Below are 14,432 nucleotides of genomic sequence, written 5' to 3'. Positions count from 1 at the left end.
GCGGGAAGCGAATGACCAGGTTGAACGTGTTTCGCCGCGGCGCGGGCCGAAGTTGCCAAGCGAGGGGGAGGCGGAAGCGGTCGCGGCGGCGCCAAGTCGCGCAAAAGTGCGCGGCGGCGAAAGATGCGGACCGGCAGAAAAAAATCGGCCGGGGGAGAGGGAGGGAGGGAGAGGTCCCCCGGCCGATGGGTAAAACGGGAGAGGAAGCGCCCGGCTCATTTGCCTGACGCTCTGCGCCGATCCTCGTCGTAGGCGAACACCACTTTGCCGTCTCGTACCTCGCCCATGAAAATGTCATGGACGCTGGTGATGGTCTCGTGGTTGTCCTTCGAGAAGGGCTGGTGATAAGTCATGATGACTCCCTCGACCTTCTCGCGCAGTTCTTCAAGCGCCTCGCGTATCCGGTCGCCTTCCGTGCTGCCTGCCTGCCGGATTGCGGCGGCGAGCAATAGGAGGGAATCATACCCTTGCGCCGCGGCCGGCGGCACCGGGATACGCGCGCTGCCGCTGGATTTTTTCCAGGCGTCGAGGAACGCGCGGCGCCCTGGCGTCGTCGGCTCGGCGATGAAGGTCTGCGGCATCCGCGCGCCCTCGGCGTTTGGCCCGGCGTTGTCGATGAAGTTCGACATCGCCAGCGTCCAGCTGCCGATCAGCGGCACGCGCCAGTTCATCCGCGCCATGCCGTTGGCGATCTGCGCGAGTTCGGGGCCGATGCCGTAGGTCAGGATCGCTTCGGCGCCGGCCTCGCGTGCGCGGCGCAGCTGCGTCGTCATGTCGGATTCGCGGATCTGGAAGCGCTCGACCGTGACCGGATGGACGCCGCGTGCGGCGAGTGCCCGCTCCAGGTCCTCGCGTCCGAGCTGGCCGTAATTGGTCGCATCGTGGAAGATCGACACCCGCTTCAGGCCGCGCCGGTCGATCGCCTCCATGACGATCATCGCCGCCTGCAGCGTGTCGTTGGCGGAGATGCGGAAGACGAAATTGTCCGGATATTGCGGCGGTACGAACTGCTTCGTGATGACCGAGCCGGTCGCCACCGACGTGATCACCGGAATGCGCGCGTGCTGGTATGCGCGCTGGCTCGCGAGCGCGACGCCGGTGTTGACGATGCCGAGGCCGGCGACGACGTGCTCCTTCTCGATGAGTTCCTGGACGACCTGGGCGCCGCGCTCGTTGCGCGCCTCGTCGTCGCGTTCGACGAGTTCGATGGGCCGGCCGAGGACGCCGCCGCCGGCGTTGATTTCGGCCGCGGCGATGCGGATCCCCTCGCGCATCGAGATGCCCATCGGGCTCGAGCCGCCCGTGAAGGGACCGGACACGCCGATCCGCAGCGGTGGCGCGGCTTGGACCGACAGCGCGAGCAGGCACAATAGGGCAAGGATCAGGCGTGGCACGCGAAGTCCGCCGTGGTTGTCGTCGAAGACGCAATTTACGCGACATGCGGCCGGGCAAGAATTGGCGAAAACCCGCAACGCGGGACCGCCTCCCATCTCGCGTGCGGGCCTCCTGAATCGGCTCCGACGGTAGGGGAAAGACCCGATGTCGCCGATGACGCGCCGCGGCAAGAATGCGCTCGAGCCATCGGGCGACGCTTTCGTTGCCGTGCGCTTCATTCCGGAACTGCCGTCTGCCCTGGCCTTCGCTTTCATGAACGACCTCGATTCGTCCCGTTTCACGCGAGCCCGCTGGTACTGGACCGCGCCGTACGTGGCGGTGGGCGTGTTCGCGCTGACGATGCTCGCGCTGGTGTGGCTGCTGCAGACGCGCGAAGCCGAGAGCGAGCGCAACGCGGTGGCGCGCGACGTCCAGTGGGCGGAGCAGACGATGCGCCTGCACATGCAGGGCACCGAGGAGTTTCTCGGGCAGCTCGCGCGCGACCTGGCCGCCGACGCGCTCGACATGGACGGTTTCCAGGTGCGCGCGAACCAGCACATCGCGAACAACGCCGAGCTGGTGAACATCGTGTGGGTCGGCCCGGAAGAGGCGGTGCGCTGGTCGGCGCCGTTCGACACCACCGACTGGCTCGTCGGCGACGGGCTGTCCGGGCTGCAGACGCAGGCGTTCTACCGCGCGCGCGAACTTTCACGGCCGAGTTATGGCGCGCCCTATGCGAATCCGCGCGACAAGGTGGTGCTCGAAGTCTATGTGCCGGCGCGGCGCGGGCGCGAATTCCTCGGCGCGGTGGTCGGCGTGTATTCGATCGACCGCATGGTCCGCCACCTCGTGCCGAGCTGGTTTGCCGAGAAATACCGGCTCGCGCTGATCAGCGACAAGGGCGAAAGCCTCGCGGTCAATTCGCGCGTGCGCGATCTCGACGAGAGCGTGTCGTACCAGATCCCGCTCGATCCGCCGGGCAACGGGCTGACGTTGCGGGCCACCGCGTTCCGCACCGGCAGCCAGCTGCCTCACGCCTTGCCGACGGCGATGATCCTCGGCCTGTCGGTGATCGTGCTGTGGAGCCTGTGGCTGCTGCGCACCCACGTGCAGCGCCGCGTGCAGGTCGAGAAGGAACGCGACCGCCTCTTCAACCTGTCGCTCGACCTGCTGTGCATCGTCGGCCTCGATGGCGTGTTCCGCCGCGCGAACCCCGCATTCGAGCGGATTCTCGGCTACGCCCCTGACGATCTGCCTGGCCACCCGTTGCTCGATCTGGTGCACCCCGACGACGTCTCGGACACTGTCGAGCAGATGCGCCGGCTGTCGGGCGGCGAGCCGGTGAGCCTGGAGAACCGTTGCCGCTGCGTCGACGGCAGCTTCAAGTGGCTCGCGTGGAGCATCAACCCGGTGCGCGAGGAGAAGCTCGTCTACGCCGTCGCGCACGACATCACCGGTCGCAAGGCGGGCGAGGATGCGCTGCGCGCCGAGTCGTCGTTCCGCAAGGCGATGGAGGAATCGGTCGTCACCGGGATGCGCGCGATCGATCTCGACGGACGCATCACCTACGCGAATGCCGCTTTTTGCCGCATGGTCGGCTTCGAGCCCGAGGAACTCATCGGCGTGTCGCGGCCGTTCCCGTACTGGCCGCTCGAGGACCTGCAGCTGTGCAGCGACAACCTCGACCTGACCCTGCTCGGGCGTGCGCCGCCCGCAGGGTTCGAGATGCGCATCCGGCGCAAGAACGGCGAGCGGCTCGACGCGCGCTTCTACCTGTCCCCGCTGATCGACAACAGCGGCACGCAGACCGGCTGGATGGCGTCGGTGACCGACATCACCGAGCCCAAGCGCATCCGCGCGGCGCTCGAAGCCGCCCACGAGCGCTTCGAGGCGGTGCTCGACGGGCTCGAAGCGGCGGTGTTCGTCGCCGACGCAGGCAGCGACGAAATCCTGTTCGCGAACCGCGCATTCAAGAGCATCCATGGTTTCGATGCGGTCGGACGGACGGTGCAGGGGGTCGCGGTGCCGCAGCCCGAGCGCGGCGACTACCGGCTCGATCCGCGCGCCCTCAAGCCCGCCGACGTGCCGCGCGAACTCTTCGATGGCGAACTGCAGCATCCGCTGTCGGGACGCTGGTACCACGTGCGCGAGCGCGCGACCCGCTGGGTCGACGGCCGCGTCGTGCGCATGGGAATCGCTACCGACATCACCGAGCGCAAGCAGACGGCTGAAGTCTCGCGCCAGCAGGCCGAGCGCCTGCAGCGCACGTCGCGCCTGATCACGATGGGCGAGATGGCTTCGACGCTGGCGCACGAGCTCAACCAGCCGCTGGCGGCGATCGCGAACTATTGCATGGGCTGCGTGACCCGCATCCAGTCGGGGAACGTCCGCAGCGAAGACCTGCTCGTGGCGATGCAGAAAGCGAGCTTCCAGGCCGAGCGGGCCGGCAAGATCATCCGGCGCGTGCGCGAGTTCGTGAAGAAGAGCGAGCCGCGTCGCAGCGCGGTGCAGATCGGCGAGGTGCTCGACGACGCGATCGGGTTCGCCGAGATCGACGCCAGACGGATGAGCTCGCGCATCGTCGCGGATGTCGCGGCAGGACTGCCGGCAGTGTTTGCCGACCGCATCATGATCGAGCAGGTCGTGCTGAATCTCGTCAAGAACGGCCTCGATTCGATGTCCGACCTGCCGCGCGACCAACGCGTGCTGGTCGTGCGTGCGCGTGCGCTCGGGCCGAGCGCCATCGAAGTGTCGGTCATGGACCGCGGTCACGGCATCGACGAGGACGCTCGTGCACGCCTCTTCACGCCGTTCTACACGACCAAGACCGAAGGGATGGGGATGGGGCTGAACATCTGCCGTTCGATCATCGAGTTCCACGATGGGCGCCTGGTAGTCGACTCGAACCCCGAAGGCGGTACCATCTTCTCCTTTACGCTGCCTACCGAGGTTGCCAGTGAGCCAATCGTCCGGCGTGCCTGACCAGAACATCTACATCGTCGACGACGACGAGGCGCTGCGCGATTCGCTCGTGTGGCTGCTCGAATCGAGCGGCTACCGCGCTGTCGCCTTCGAATCGGCGGAGCAGTTTCTCGCCGCGTACCAGCCGGCGATGACCGGCTGCCTGGTGCTCGACGTGCGGATGCCCGGCATGAGCGGTTTCGAACTGTTCGACGAACTACGCCGGCAGAGTTCGACGCTGCCGGTGATTTTCATCACCGGGCACGGGGACGTGCCGATGGCGGTGTCGGCGGTGAAGAAAGGCGCAGTCGATTTCATCGAGAAACCGTTCGGCGACCGCGACATGCTCGGGCTGATCGAAGGGTGTCTCGCCGCCGAACAGGAAAGCCGCGGCAAGCGCCGGCTCGAAGCGGAGACTACGCGCCGCCTCGGCAGCCTGACCCAGCGCGAACGCGAAGTGCTCGACCTGATCATCGCCGGCAAGCTCAACAAGCAGATCGCCGACGTCCTCGGCATCAGCATCAAGACCGTCGAAGTGCATCGCGCAAGAGTGATGGAAAAGATGGGCGCTCACTCGCTCGCCAAGCTCGTGCGGCATGTGATTTGCGCCGAGCCGGACACCGCGCGCTGAGCGGTTTCACCCCCGAGCAGCCGCCTGCGGCCCGGCGCGGACGGCGACGCGCCTGAAGTTTCGCTGCGCCGGTCCGATAAGAACCCCGTCGGTTTCCGCTTCAATATTTCCCCCGGGGTGTTTTCATGCCAAATTTTTTCCATCTGAAAGTGGGCACTCGCCTGCGTCTCATCGTCCTGATCGCGTTCGCCGAGCGCAGCAGCGCCGAGATCCGCGGCAGCAACGCGTCGATAGCGCGGCTCAGGCACAGCGCAGAAGCGCTGGAGCAACTGACGGCCGGATTCCATATCGGCTGACTTTTTCGTGTCCTGCCGCGACAACGTTGCGCCGCTTGATCTGGATCAACGGAGTACCGTCGACCGGTCGGTAATCTTTGCGGTCTTTAATCCCCGGGGTTCATGCGATGTCTGCGTCCCAGCCCGTGCCGGCAGCGGCCCGGCTTTTCCTGTCCGGCAACGAAGCCGTGGCGCGTGCAGTGTGGGAGGCCGGCACTCGTGTCGCCGCCGCCTATCCTGGTACTCCGTCGACCGAAATTCTCGAGGTGCTGGCGAAGTATCCCGACCTGTACACGGAATGGTCGGTCAATGAGAAGGTCGCGCTCGAAGTCGCGCTCGGCGCTTCGATGGTCGGTGCGCGCGCGTTCTGCGCGATGAAGCACGTCGGCCTGAATGTCGCGTCCGACGCGCTGATGACGATGACCGTGACCGGCACCGAAGGCGGCCTCGTGATCGCCGTCGCCGACGACGTCGGCATGTCGTCGTCGCAGAACGAGCAGGACTCGCGCTACTGGGGGCGCTTCGCGCACCTGCCGGTGCTCGAGCCGGCCGACTCGCAGGAAGCCTATGCGATGACGCGTGCGGCGTTCGAACTCTCCGAGCGCTTTCGCACGCCGGTGATCCTGCGCCTGACGACGCGCATCTGCCACGTCAAGGGTGTCGTCGCCGCCGGCGCGCGCGAGGCGGTCGAGCCGGGCGGCTTCAAGAAAGACCCGCGCCGCTGGGTGATGGTGCCGGGCAACGCAAAACCGCGCCTGCCGCTGATGTTCGAACGTGAAGCCGCGGTGCGCGCGGAGGCCGAGAATTCACCGTTGAACTTCGTTGTCGAGGGCACTGACCGGCGCATCGGCTTCGTGACTTCCGGCCCGGCGTTCATGCACGTGCGCGAGGCTTTCCCCGATGCGCCGGTCTTCAAGCTGGGTCTTTCCTGTCCGCCGCCGCTCGAAAGCCTGGGCAAATTCGCCGCGACCGTCGACACCGTGCTGGTCGTCGAGGAGACCGAGCCGCTGCTCGAGACCGAGCTCAAGGCCGCCGGCATCGCATGCCACGGCAAGGATGTGCTGCCGCGTACCGGCGAGCTCACACCCGACGCGCTGCACCTCGGCGTCGCCCGCTTGCGCGGCGAAGTCGTCGTCGAGCCGGAGCACGTCGTGCCCCAGCAAGTGTTCCCGCGTCCGCCGACGATGTGCGTCGCGTGCCCGCATCTCGGCGTCTATTACACGCTGTCGCAGATGCGCAACGTGATGATCGCCGGCGACATCGGCTGCTACACGCTCGGCGCGGGCCATCCGTGGAACGCGCTCGATTCCTGCATCTCGATGGGCGCGTCGATGGGCACCGCGCTCGGCATGGACAAGGGCCGCGGCAAGGTCGATGAGAACAAGAAGGTCGTCGCGGTCATCGGCGACTCGACTTTCATGCACATGGGCATGCAGGGCCTGCTCGACATCACGTGGAACCGCGGCAACGTCACGGTGCTGCTGCTCGACAACCGCGCCGTCGGCATGACCGGCGGGCAGGACAACCCCGGCAGCGGGCGCGACCTCCACGGCGAGGAAACCACGCGCGTCGATTTCGCCAAGCTGTGCGAGGCGCTCGGCGTGAAGAAGGAGCGCATCCGCGTCCTCGATCCGTACCAGCTGCCGGTGCTGTTCAAGGCGCTGCGCGAAGAGACGAAGATCGAGGAGCCGTCGGTCATCATCACCGATCGCCCGTGCGTGCTGATCGACCATTACGCGCCGACGAAGCCGTACCTGGTGAAGGAGGATCGCTGCACCGGCTGCGGCAACTGCGTCGATGTCGGCTGTCCGGCGATCCACGTGACACGTCGCGACAAGGAGGTCAAGGCATCCGGCAAGGAAGTCGACCTCTCGTTCGTGCGCATCGACACTTCGGCCTGCACCGGTTGCGGCCTGTGCGTTCAGCCGTGCGCGCCCGAAGCGATCATCCACGCCGAGCCCGTGCAAACGCTGCAGCCCGTGCAGTTCGTCAGGAAATGAGCGACATGTCGAAAGTGACCAACATTCTCGTGTGCGGCGTTGGCGGGCAGGGCGTCATGACTGCCACCGAAATCCTCGCCGAAGCGGCAATCTCGCTCGGCTTCGACGTCAAGAAAACCGAAGTCGCCGGCATGAGCCAGCGCGGCGGCGTCGTCACGTCGCACCTGCGCTTCGGCTCCGAGGTGCTGTCGCCGCAGATTCTTCCCGGCGAAGCCGACCTGCTGGTCGGCTTCGAGTCGGCTGAAGCGCTGCGCTGGGGTCACATGCTGCGCTCCGGCGGGGTCGCGCTCGTCAACAGCGGGCGCATCGTCCCGCCGGTCGTCAATATCGGGCTGTTCGCCTATCCCGAGGAACCCGTCGCGCAGATGCGCGCGCTCGGCCTGCGGGTGCACGACTTCGACGCGACGGCGCTCGCGGTGCAGCTCGGCAACATCCGGCTCGGCAATACCGTAATGCTCGGCGCGAGTTCGGACTGGCTGCCGTTCCCGGCGGAAGTGCTGCGCGAAGCGGTGCTGGCACGCTTCGGCAGCCGCAAACCGACGCTCGTCGACGCCAATCGCGAAGCGTTCGAAGCCGGCCGGCGCGCGGTCGCGGGAGAAACGCTCGCCGCGTGAGCGTCGCACGCGCACAAGCCCCTGATCGTGCGATAAAATCGCCGGTTTTTGGGATAACGACGATGACCGCTCGCATTCTTGACGGCAACGCCCTTTCCGCGCGCGTCCGCGGCGAACTCGCCGAGCGCGCCGCTGCCCTTGCCGACGGGGGTGTGCAGCCGTGTCTCGCGGTGATCCTGGTCGGCGTGAACCCCGCGTCGGCTGTGTACGTGCGCAACAAGGTTGCCGCGTGCGAGAAAGCGGGCATCCGTTCGCTGCGTTTCGATTTTGCCGCCGATGTCGATGCCGCCGAAGTCATGGCGAAAATCGCCGAGCTGAATGCCGATTCCGCGGTGCATGGCGTCCTCGTGCAGCTGCCGTTGCCGAAGCAGTTCAATGAAGCCGAAGTGCTCGAGGCGATCCGCGTCGAGAAGGACGTCGACGGCTTCCACGCCGAGAACGTCGGCCGCCTGTCCCAGGGCCAGGAGGCGTTTCTGCCGTGCACGCCGCACGGCGTCATGAAGATGCTCGAAGCCGGGGGCGTGCCGGTGCAGGGCGCCGAAGCGGTCGTCATCGGCCGCTCGAACATCGTCGGCAAGCCGATGGCGATGCTGCTGACCAACGCCGGGGCGACCGTCACCGTCACCCACTCGAAGACGCGCGACCTTGCGTTCCACACCCGCCGCGCCGACATCCTCGTCGCCGCGATCGGCAAGCCGCGCTTCGTCACCGGCGACATGATCAAGCCGGGGGCGGTCGTCATCGACGTCGGCATCAACCGCCTGACCGAAGGGCCGGATGCCGGCAAGCTGTGCGGCGACGTCGACTTCGAATCGGCGAAGGAGGTGGCGTCGCTGATCACGCCGGTACCGGGCGGCGTCGGCCCGATGACGATCACGATGCTGCTCGCGAACACCGTCGAGTCGGCCGAGCGCGTCGCGCGCAGCAAAGGTTGAGACGATGAGCGACAAGCCCCTCGTCGGGATCATCATGGGCTCGAATTCCGACTGGCCGACGATGCAGGCGGCGGCGAAGATGCTCGCCGAATTCGACGTGCCGTACGAGGCCCGCGTGGTGTCCGCCCACCGCACGCCCGACCTGATGTTCGTCTATGCTGACAGCGCGCGCGAACGCGGCCTCAAGGCGATCATCGCCGGCGCAGGCGGCGCGGCCCATCTACCCGGCATGGTCGCGGCGAAGACGACGCTGCCCGTGCTCGGCGTGCCGGTGCAGTCGAAGGCGCTGTCGGGGCAGGATTCGCTGCTGTCGATCGTGCAGATGCCGAAAGGCATCCCGGTCGCGACTTTCGCGATCGGTGAAGCCGGTGCGGCAAATGCGGCGCTTTTCGCCATCGCGCTGCTCGCCAACGAGGATACCGCGCTCGCCGAAAAACTCGCCGCGTTCCGCGCCCGCCAGACGCAGGCGGTGCTCGATATGACCCTGGACCCGATATGACAGCCCTCACGCTTGCGGCGATAGCCGCTACGCTGCCCCTGAAGGCGAACGTCCTTCCGGAGCCGCCCTGGCGGAGGGCGCGATGATCCTCCCTCCCGCAACCCTCGGCATGCTCGGTGGCGGCCAACTCGGCCGCTTCTTCGTTTCTGCCGCCCACGAAATGGGTTACCGCGTGTGGGTGCTCGATCCCGACTCGCATAGCCCGGCCGGCCTGATCGCCGACCGCCACCTCGTCGCCGCCTACGATGACTACGCCGCACTCGACGAGCTCGCCGGGGCCTGTGCCGGGGTGACGACCGAGTTCGAAAACGTCCCGGCCGCGACGCTCGATTACCTCGCCAAATTCCTTTCGGTGCACCCTTCGGCGAGCGCCGTGGCGGTGTGCCAGAACCGCATCGCAGAAAAGACTTTTCTCGCCGACAACGGCCTGCCGCACGGCCCGTTCGCGGTCGTACGCAGCGAGGCCGAAGTCCGCAATGCCGCGCCCGAGCTGTTCCCCGCAGTCCTCAAGGTGGCGCGCTTCGGCTATGACGGCAAGGGGCAGGCGCGTGTCGCGAACCCTGACGAAGCCTTGCACGCGTTCCACCAGTTCGGCGGTGAAGCGTGCATGCTCGAGAAGATGCTGAGTCTCGATTGCGAATTGTCGGTCGTCCTCGCGCGCGACGAGGCGGGCAACGTGAGCTGTTTCGACCCCTCCGAAAACCGCCACCGCCACGGCATTCTCGACATCACCATCGCGCCCGCCGGGGTCGCTTCGGCACTCATCGCGCGGGCGCGCGAGGTCGCCGGGCAAATCGCCGAAAAGCTCGACTATGTCGGCACGCTCGGTGTCGAGTTCTTCGTCTGCGGCGGCGCACTTTACGTGAACGAAATGGCGCCCCGCCCGCACAACAGCGGCCATCACACGATCGATGCCTGTGTCACGAGCCAGTACGAACAGCAGGTGAGGGCGCTGTGCGGACTGCCGCTCGGCGAGCCGCGCGCGCACAGCGCTGCGGTGATGGTGAATCTGCTCGGCGAACTCTGGTACGACGGCGCGCATATGGGTGGCACATACCGTGAGCCCGACTGGTCCGTGCTCCACGCAGTGCCGAATCTCCGCCTGCACCTGTACGCAAAACATCACGCGCGCGCAGGGCGAAAAATGGGGCATTTCACCGTGATCGGCGGCGACGCCGAAAAAACGCTCGCCGCGGCGCTGCACGGGCGGGCAGTGATCGGCATCCGCGATGACGAGCGCTGACGTCGCTCCGGCGATCCCGGACAACGAGATCCGCCGCGCCGCAGGGCTGCTGCACGCAGGCGAACTCGTCGGCATGCCGACCGAGACGGTCTACGGGCTCGCCGCCGATGCGCTGAACGTTGCCGCGGTCGGCAAGATCTTCGCTGCGAAAGGCCGCCCCGCCGACCACCCGCTGATCGTCCACCTGCCCGATGCCGGCCATCTGGCGCGCTGGGCGCGCGAGATTCCGGACGACGCTTTCGCGCTCGCCCGCGCCTTCTGGCCCGGGCCGTTGACCCTGATCCTGAAGCGCCAGCACAGCGTGCCCGATGCCCTCACCGGCGGCCAGGACACGGTCGGCCTGCGCGTGCCGGACCACCCGGTCGCGCTCGCGCTGCTACAGACTTTCGATTCCGGCATCGCTGCGCCATCCGCCAACCGCTTCGGCCGAATCAGCCCGACGACCGCCGAGCACGTGCGGCAGGAACTCGGCGACAAGATCGCCCTGATCCTCGACGGCGGCCCGTGCGTGGTCGGCATCGAATCCACGATCCTCGACCTGTCACGCGACACACCGCAGATCCTGCGCCCCGGCGCGATTTCCGCTGAAGACATCGCCCGCGTGATCGGTTGCCCCCCGCGATCCCGCCCAATACCGACCGGCGAGGCCAGCGCCGGAGACCACAGGGACGGCGCCACCGGCGACGGCGAACCCCGCGTATCGGGCTCGCTGTCGGCACACTACGCGCCGCGCACACCACTGCAGATGACGGCCGCGTCGCAACTCGCCGAACTCGCGGCAACGCTCGCCGCCGAAGGAAGCCGTGTCGCGGTTCTGGCGTACGGCTGTCAGGACCCTCAGGATGCACGCTTGATCTGGCGCGCCGCCCCGCTCGACGCTGCCGGCTATGCGCACGCGCTCTACGCAAACCTGCGCGACCTCGATGCCTGCGGGGCCGATTTCATCGTCGTCGAAACTCCACCCGCCACCCCCGACTGGCAAGCGGTCAATGATCGCCTCCGACGCGCCGCGGCCGGCTCGGGCGACGCCGACGAAACTTGAAAAACCCCTTTCAAAATGAAAACGTCACCGCTATAATTCGCCGCTCTTGAGGGCCGATAGCTCAGCTGGGAGAGCGCTGCGTTCGCAATGCAGAGGTCGAGGGTTCGATCCCCTTTCGGTCCACCAGAATTTGGTAGTTAGAACAGCGCATTACACATCGCAGTGTGATGCGCTGTTTTGCTTTATAGGGCAGATTTTTGCGGTACGTGTGTGGCAAGTTTGTGGCAACTGTGTCTGCAGTAGTTGCGAACATGGGCATGACATTGCTCATCGCTGCTGCTAGACTTTGCCTGCCCGAGTTCTTCGGGCGATTAGCGGTTCTGACACCGTGACTTCAAAAGCACAAGGCCGGGCCTCGGTGTCGCCCTGGTCAAGACCGATCAGCTGCGCACTCCGTGGCTGATCGACGCCTCTCGCAGCCGCGCGTATTGGCCGGCCGCGTACTCTGACGCCGTGACTTCAAACACAAAAGGCCGGGCTCCGGTGTCGCCCCGGTCAATCACCGAGTAGCCACGTGGCGCAGTTGCTCGATGACCCTAGCCACTCGAAACGGGGTTATCGACATGAAGCGGATTTCGGTCGCGAGGACCAAGCTCGTCTTCGTCCACATCGGCTGCCTGGTTCCGTGCCCGGCGTCGGCTGGTGTTCGGAATAGAGATACCAGCAGTCTCAATCGGACAGCCTGCGGAGGGGTTGCCAAAACGGGAGGTGCGCGCCCATGAGAGCCCTCCTGACGGTCGATCAACTGGCCCAATACCTTCACAAATCCATTGCCAGCATTCGCAGTGACGCGACCCGAAACCCGCGGTCTCTTCCACCCATCTGTCGCCTCCCAGGTACGAAGCGGCTGTTGTGGCGTGTCGAGGACGTCGAGAGCTGGCTAGCGGCTCACGTGGCGTCCTCTGCTGCGCAGGGCGCGCTGTCGGTGCAAGTCACTACGCAACGCCGTCGGGGGCGGCCCACGAAAGCTGAACAGATGGCGCAGCGGCGCCCGGCTGCCGAGGGCAGATGATGAAGATCATCGCGCCCGTGGCGGCGCAGGGGCTTCCGTGCTTACCGATGCAGCCCGATCTGTTCGAAGCGCAAACGCAGTGGTTCCACCTCTTCAAGGCGATGATCGACAGCGGCGACCTGGCGCGCATCCCTGGCTCGGCGGTGAAGGTGTATCTGGTGATCAAGGCTCATACCAACTACCAGACGGGCTGTGCGTTCCCGAAGCTCGAAACCATCGCGACGAAGTCAGGCATCTCCCTCGCCCAGGTGAAACGCGAGATCAATGTCCTCGAGAAGTATGGGTACATCACGAAGACCAGGGTCGGCCGTCGGAACGAGTACCGGCTGCGGGAGAAGGTCGAAATCCGCGCCGACGACGGGCGACCGGCTGCCGTTGCGACGTGGGACTATCTGCCGAGTACCGTGCAGCGGGCCGTTGCGGATCTCAAGAACGTGCTGGTGAGCGGCGACCTCGGCGGCGCCAGAGTCGTCCACATCGAGCGATTGCAGGTCAATGTGAATCACCTTCACGACAACGCAGTGAACTTCAACGTGCAAGAGTTCATGGCCAACCTCGATCAACTACCGGAGGAACTCCGCAATAAGCTGACGGCATGTTGGTCGGCGAGTCGGATTCGCAAGAACGAAGGACGGGAATAGGGGCGACGTTATACACAGCTCACCCATGAGCCAGGTCATCCGTGAGCTGTGTATAACAGGAAAACAGCTCATGGATGAGCCGTTTTCGCGGGGAAAACAGCTCATGGATGAGCTCCTAAAGAGATAAGAATCTTATTTGAAAAAGAGTGGCGCTTCGCGGTGGAACCTGGTGGGGCAGGTGTAAGGATGGTATGTGACGCCAGGATGGGGAGGGCTCCGGACAGCCTTCAAGGAGGCGTCTCAGCAAACGGGAAAAATCGTACCCTAAGCCGGTTGCCTGTCCCGTCCACTTGTTCGAGCATACAAAAGTTTGTATAGTGGTGACATGATTAATCCCAAGCCCGTCGAGTTCCTGGGAAGCTCCCTCGATGACCTACGCGCCTTTCCACTGGCTGCGCGACGCGAGGCCGGCCACCAGATCGACCAGGTGCAGAGGGGCCGCGAGCCCGACGACTGGAAGCCGATGAGCACCGTAGGCCAATGCGTTCGGGAGATTCGGATTCGGGACGTGAGTGGCGCGTTCCGGATCATCTATGTGGCGAAGATCACCGACGCCGTGTATGTGCTTCACTGCTTCCAGAAGAAGACGGAGAAGACCAGCAAGGCCGACGTGGATCTCGCCGCGAAGCGTTACCGCGACTTGGTGAAGGAGCTAGGGCAATGAGCGAGCAACGATACTCCAGCGTTTGGGACGCCATTGAGGACACGCCGTCCGAGGCCGAAAACATGAAGCTGCGGTCTCAGCTGATGATGGCACTCAAGGATCACATCACCCGCACCGAAATGAGCCAGTCGCAGGCGGCCAAGCTGTTCGGTGTCACGCAGCCGCGCGTCTCCGACCTGATGCGCGGGAAGATCAGCCTGTTCGGCCTCGATGCCTTGGTGAACATGGCTGCCGCGGCTGGTCTGCACGTCGAAATGCGGGTACTTCAAGCTGCCTGACCATCTCGAAACTCGCCGTTCTGCGTAGCTTCAAGCGAGAACTCCCCAGCCCACAGTCGCGACAAAACGCCGCCTTCTCAGCAACGCTTCTCGCAAACGAAGGTCTGCGAGAAGCCGTCAGCGTACGATTTTTTCGGTTTCCTGAGGCGACCCCTTCAAGCGTCAAGAAGTCGTCTCGATACGTCACGCGCTGATCGCCATAGGCTTACGCGCAAGCGCCTTTGGGGCTTGGGGGCGTAGGTCAAGCGTCACGCGTCTTCGGC

Annotated in this window: 13 protein-coding genes and 1 tRNA gene; 13 read left to right on the top strand and 1 reads right to left on the bottom strand. The window is 65.6% G+C overall.

Features of this window, described 5'->3' with window-relative positions:
- Window positions 1–215: 215 nt before the first annotated feature.
- Entirely contained in the window at window positions 216–1,394 is a 1,179-nt protein-coding gene (locus tag EBN1_RS00385; protein ID WP_041646687.1) for an ABC transporter substrate-binding protein, read from the bottom strand.
- A 253-nt stretch (window positions 1,395–1,647) separates the two neighbouring features.
- On the opposite strand from EBN1_RS00385, the gene EBN1_RS00380 reads away from it, so the two are divergent.
- The 13 genes from EBN1_RS00380 to EBN1_RS00320 all read left to right on the top strand — a co-directional run bounded on the left by EBN1_RS00380 (window position 1,648) and on the right by EBN1_RS00320 (window position 14,169).
- A complete protein-coding gene (locus EBN1_RS00380; protein ID WP_041646686.1) occupies window positions 1,648–4,356 on the top strand; it encodes a PAS domain-containing sensor histidine kinase in 2,709 nt (902 codons plus the stop codon).
- Window positions 4,331–4,966 (top strand): response regulator transcription factor, encoded by a 636-nt coding sequence (locus tag EBN1_RS00375; protein ID WP_011235930.1) that lies wholly within the window; start codon window positions 4,331–4,333, stop codon window positions 4,964–4,966. The genes EBN1_RS00380 and EBN1_RS00375 overlap by 26 nt, the downstream gene beginning before the upstream one ends.
- 125 nt (window positions 4,967–5,091) lie before the next feature.
- Window positions 5,092–5,262: a hypothetical protein gene (locus EBN1_RS00370; RefSeq protein ID WP_157866544.1), complete on the top strand. Its 171-nt coding sequence runs from the start codon at window positions 5,092–5,094 to the stop codon at window positions 5,260–5,262.
- A gap of 107 nt (window positions 5,263–5,369) precedes the next feature.
- Window positions 5,370–7,241 (top strand): thiamine pyrophosphate-dependent enzyme, encoded by a 1,872-nt coding sequence (locus EBN1_RS00365; protein ID WP_011235929.1) that lies wholly within the window; start codon window positions 5,370–5,372, stop codon window positions 7,239–7,241.
- Window positions 7,242–7,246: 5 nt separating this feature from the next.
- Window positions 7,247–7,855 (top strand): indolepyruvate oxidoreductase subunit beta, encoded by a 609-nt coding sequence (locus EBN1_RS00360; protein ID WP_011235928.1) that lies wholly within the window; start codon window positions 7,247–7,249, stop codon window positions 7,853–7,855.
- A 62-nt stretch (window positions 7,856–7,917) separates the two neighbouring features.
- A complete protein-coding gene (gene folD / locus EBN1_RS00355; protein ID WP_041645364.1) occupies window positions 7,918–8,790 on the top strand; it encodes a bifunctional methylenetetrahydrofolate dehydrogenase/methenyltetrahydrofolate cyclohydrolase FolD in 873 nt (290 codons plus the stop codon).
- Window positions 8,791–8,794: 4 nt separating this feature from the next.
- Window positions 8,795–9,289, top strand: coding sequence for a 5-(carboxyamino)imidazole ribonucleotide mutase (purE, locus tag EBN1_RS00350; protein WP_011235926.1), 495 nt, complete (start codon window positions 8,795–8,797; stop codon window positions 9,287–9,289).
- An 82-nt stretch (window positions 9,290–9,371) separates the two neighbouring features.
- Window positions 9,372–10,532, top strand: a complete 1,161-nt coding sequence (locus EBN1_RS00345) for a 5-(carboxyamino)imidazole ribonucleotide synthase (protein WP_011235925.1) — start codon at window positions 9,372–9,374, stop codon at window positions 10,530–10,532.
- A complete protein-coding gene (locus tag EBN1_RS00340; RefSeq protein ID WP_011235924.1) occupies window positions 10,519–11,574 on the top strand; it encodes an L-threonylcarbamoyladenylate synthase in 1,056 nt (351 codons plus the stop codon). The genes EBN1_RS00345 and EBN1_RS00340 overlap by 14 nt, the downstream gene beginning before the upstream one ends.
- 50 nt (window positions 11,575–11,624) lie before the next feature.
- Window positions 11,625–11,700: transfer RNA gene (locus tag EBN1_RS00335), tRNA-Ala, on the top strand.
- 885 nt (window positions 11,701–12,585) lie between these two features.
- On the top strand, window positions 12,586–13,227 hold the full coding sequence (locus EBN1_RS00330) for a helix-turn-helix domain-containing protein (RefSeq protein ID WP_197531842.1): 642 nt from the start codon (window positions 12,586–12,588) through the stop codon (window positions 13,225–13,227).
- 325 nt (window positions 13,228–13,552) lie between these two features.
- Entirely contained in the window at window positions 13,553–13,891 is a 339-nt protein-coding gene (locus EBN1_RS00325; protein ID WP_011235919.1) for a type II toxin-antitoxin system RelE/ParE family toxin, read from the top strand.
- Window positions 13,888–14,169 carry a helix-turn-helix domain-containing protein gene (locus EBN1_RS00320; RefSeq protein ID WP_011235918.1) on the top strand — a complete coding sequence of 94 codons (282 nt, stop codon included), beginning with the start codon at window positions 13,888–13,890 and terminating at the stop codon, window positions 14,167–14,169. Before EBN1_RS00325 ends, EBN1_RS00320 begins: the two co-directional genes overlap by 4 nt.
- Window positions 14,170–14,432 lie beyond the last annotated feature (263 nt).

The sequence above is a fragment of the Aromatoleum aromaticum EbN1 genome, assembly GCF_000025965.1.
Classification (GTDB): domain Bacteria; phylum Pseudomonadota; class Gammaproteobacteria; order Burkholderiales; family Rhodocyclaceae; genus Aromatoleum; species Aromatoleum aromaticum.
Note: the sequence above shows the minus strand (reverse complement) of the source record. Positions and strands in the feature narration are given on the sequence as shown.

What these genes read in the sequence shown, in the direction of transcription:
- EBN1_RS00380 (WP_041646686.1), top strand. Translation starts at nt 1,648, where the DNA reads ATGAACGACCTCGATTCGTCCCGTTTCACGCGAGCCCGCTGGTACTGG.
- EBN1_RS00370 (WP_157866544.1), top strand. Translation starts at nt 5,092, where the DNA reads ATGCCAAATTTTTTCCATCTGAAAGTGGGCACTCGCCTGCGTCTCATC.
- EBN1_RS00365 (WP_011235929.1), top strand. Translation starts at nt 5,370, where the DNA reads ATGTCTGCGTCCCAGCCCGTGCCGGCAGCGGCCCGGCTTTTCCTGTCC.
- EBN1_RS00360 (WP_011235928.1), top strand. Translation starts at nt 7,247, where the DNA reads ATGTCGAAAGTGACCAACATTCTCGTGTGCGGCGTTGGCGGGCAGGGC.
- folD (WP_041645364.1), top strand. Translation starts at nt 7,918, where the DNA reads ATGACCGCTCGCATTCTTGACGGCAACGCCCTTTCCGCGCGCGTCCGC.
- purE (WP_011235926.1), top strand. Translation starts at nt 8,795, where the DNA reads ATGAGCGACAAGCCCCTCGTCGGGATCATCATGGGCTCGAATTCCGAC.
- EBN1_RS00345 (WP_011235925.1), top strand. Translation starts at nt 9,372, where the DNA reads ATGATCCTCCCTCCCGCAACCCTCGGCATGCTCGGTGGCGGCCAACTC.
- EBN1_RS00340 (WP_011235924.1), top strand. Translation starts at nt 10,519, where the DNA reads ATGACGAGCGCTGACGTCGCTCCGGCGATCCCGGACAACGAGATCCGC.
- EBN1_RS00330 (WP_197531842.1), top strand. Translation starts at nt 12,586, where the DNA reads ATGAAGATCATCGCGCCCGTGGCGGCGCAGGGGCTTCCGTGCTTACCG.
- EBN1_RS00325 (WP_011235919.1), top strand. Translation starts at nt 13,553, where the DNA reads ATGATTAATCCCAAGCCCGTCGAGTTCCTGGGAAGCTCCCTCGATGAC.
- EBN1_RS00320 (WP_011235918.1), top strand. Translation starts at nt 13,888, where the DNA reads ATGAGCGAGCAACGATACTCCAGCGTTTGGGACGCCATTGAGGACACG.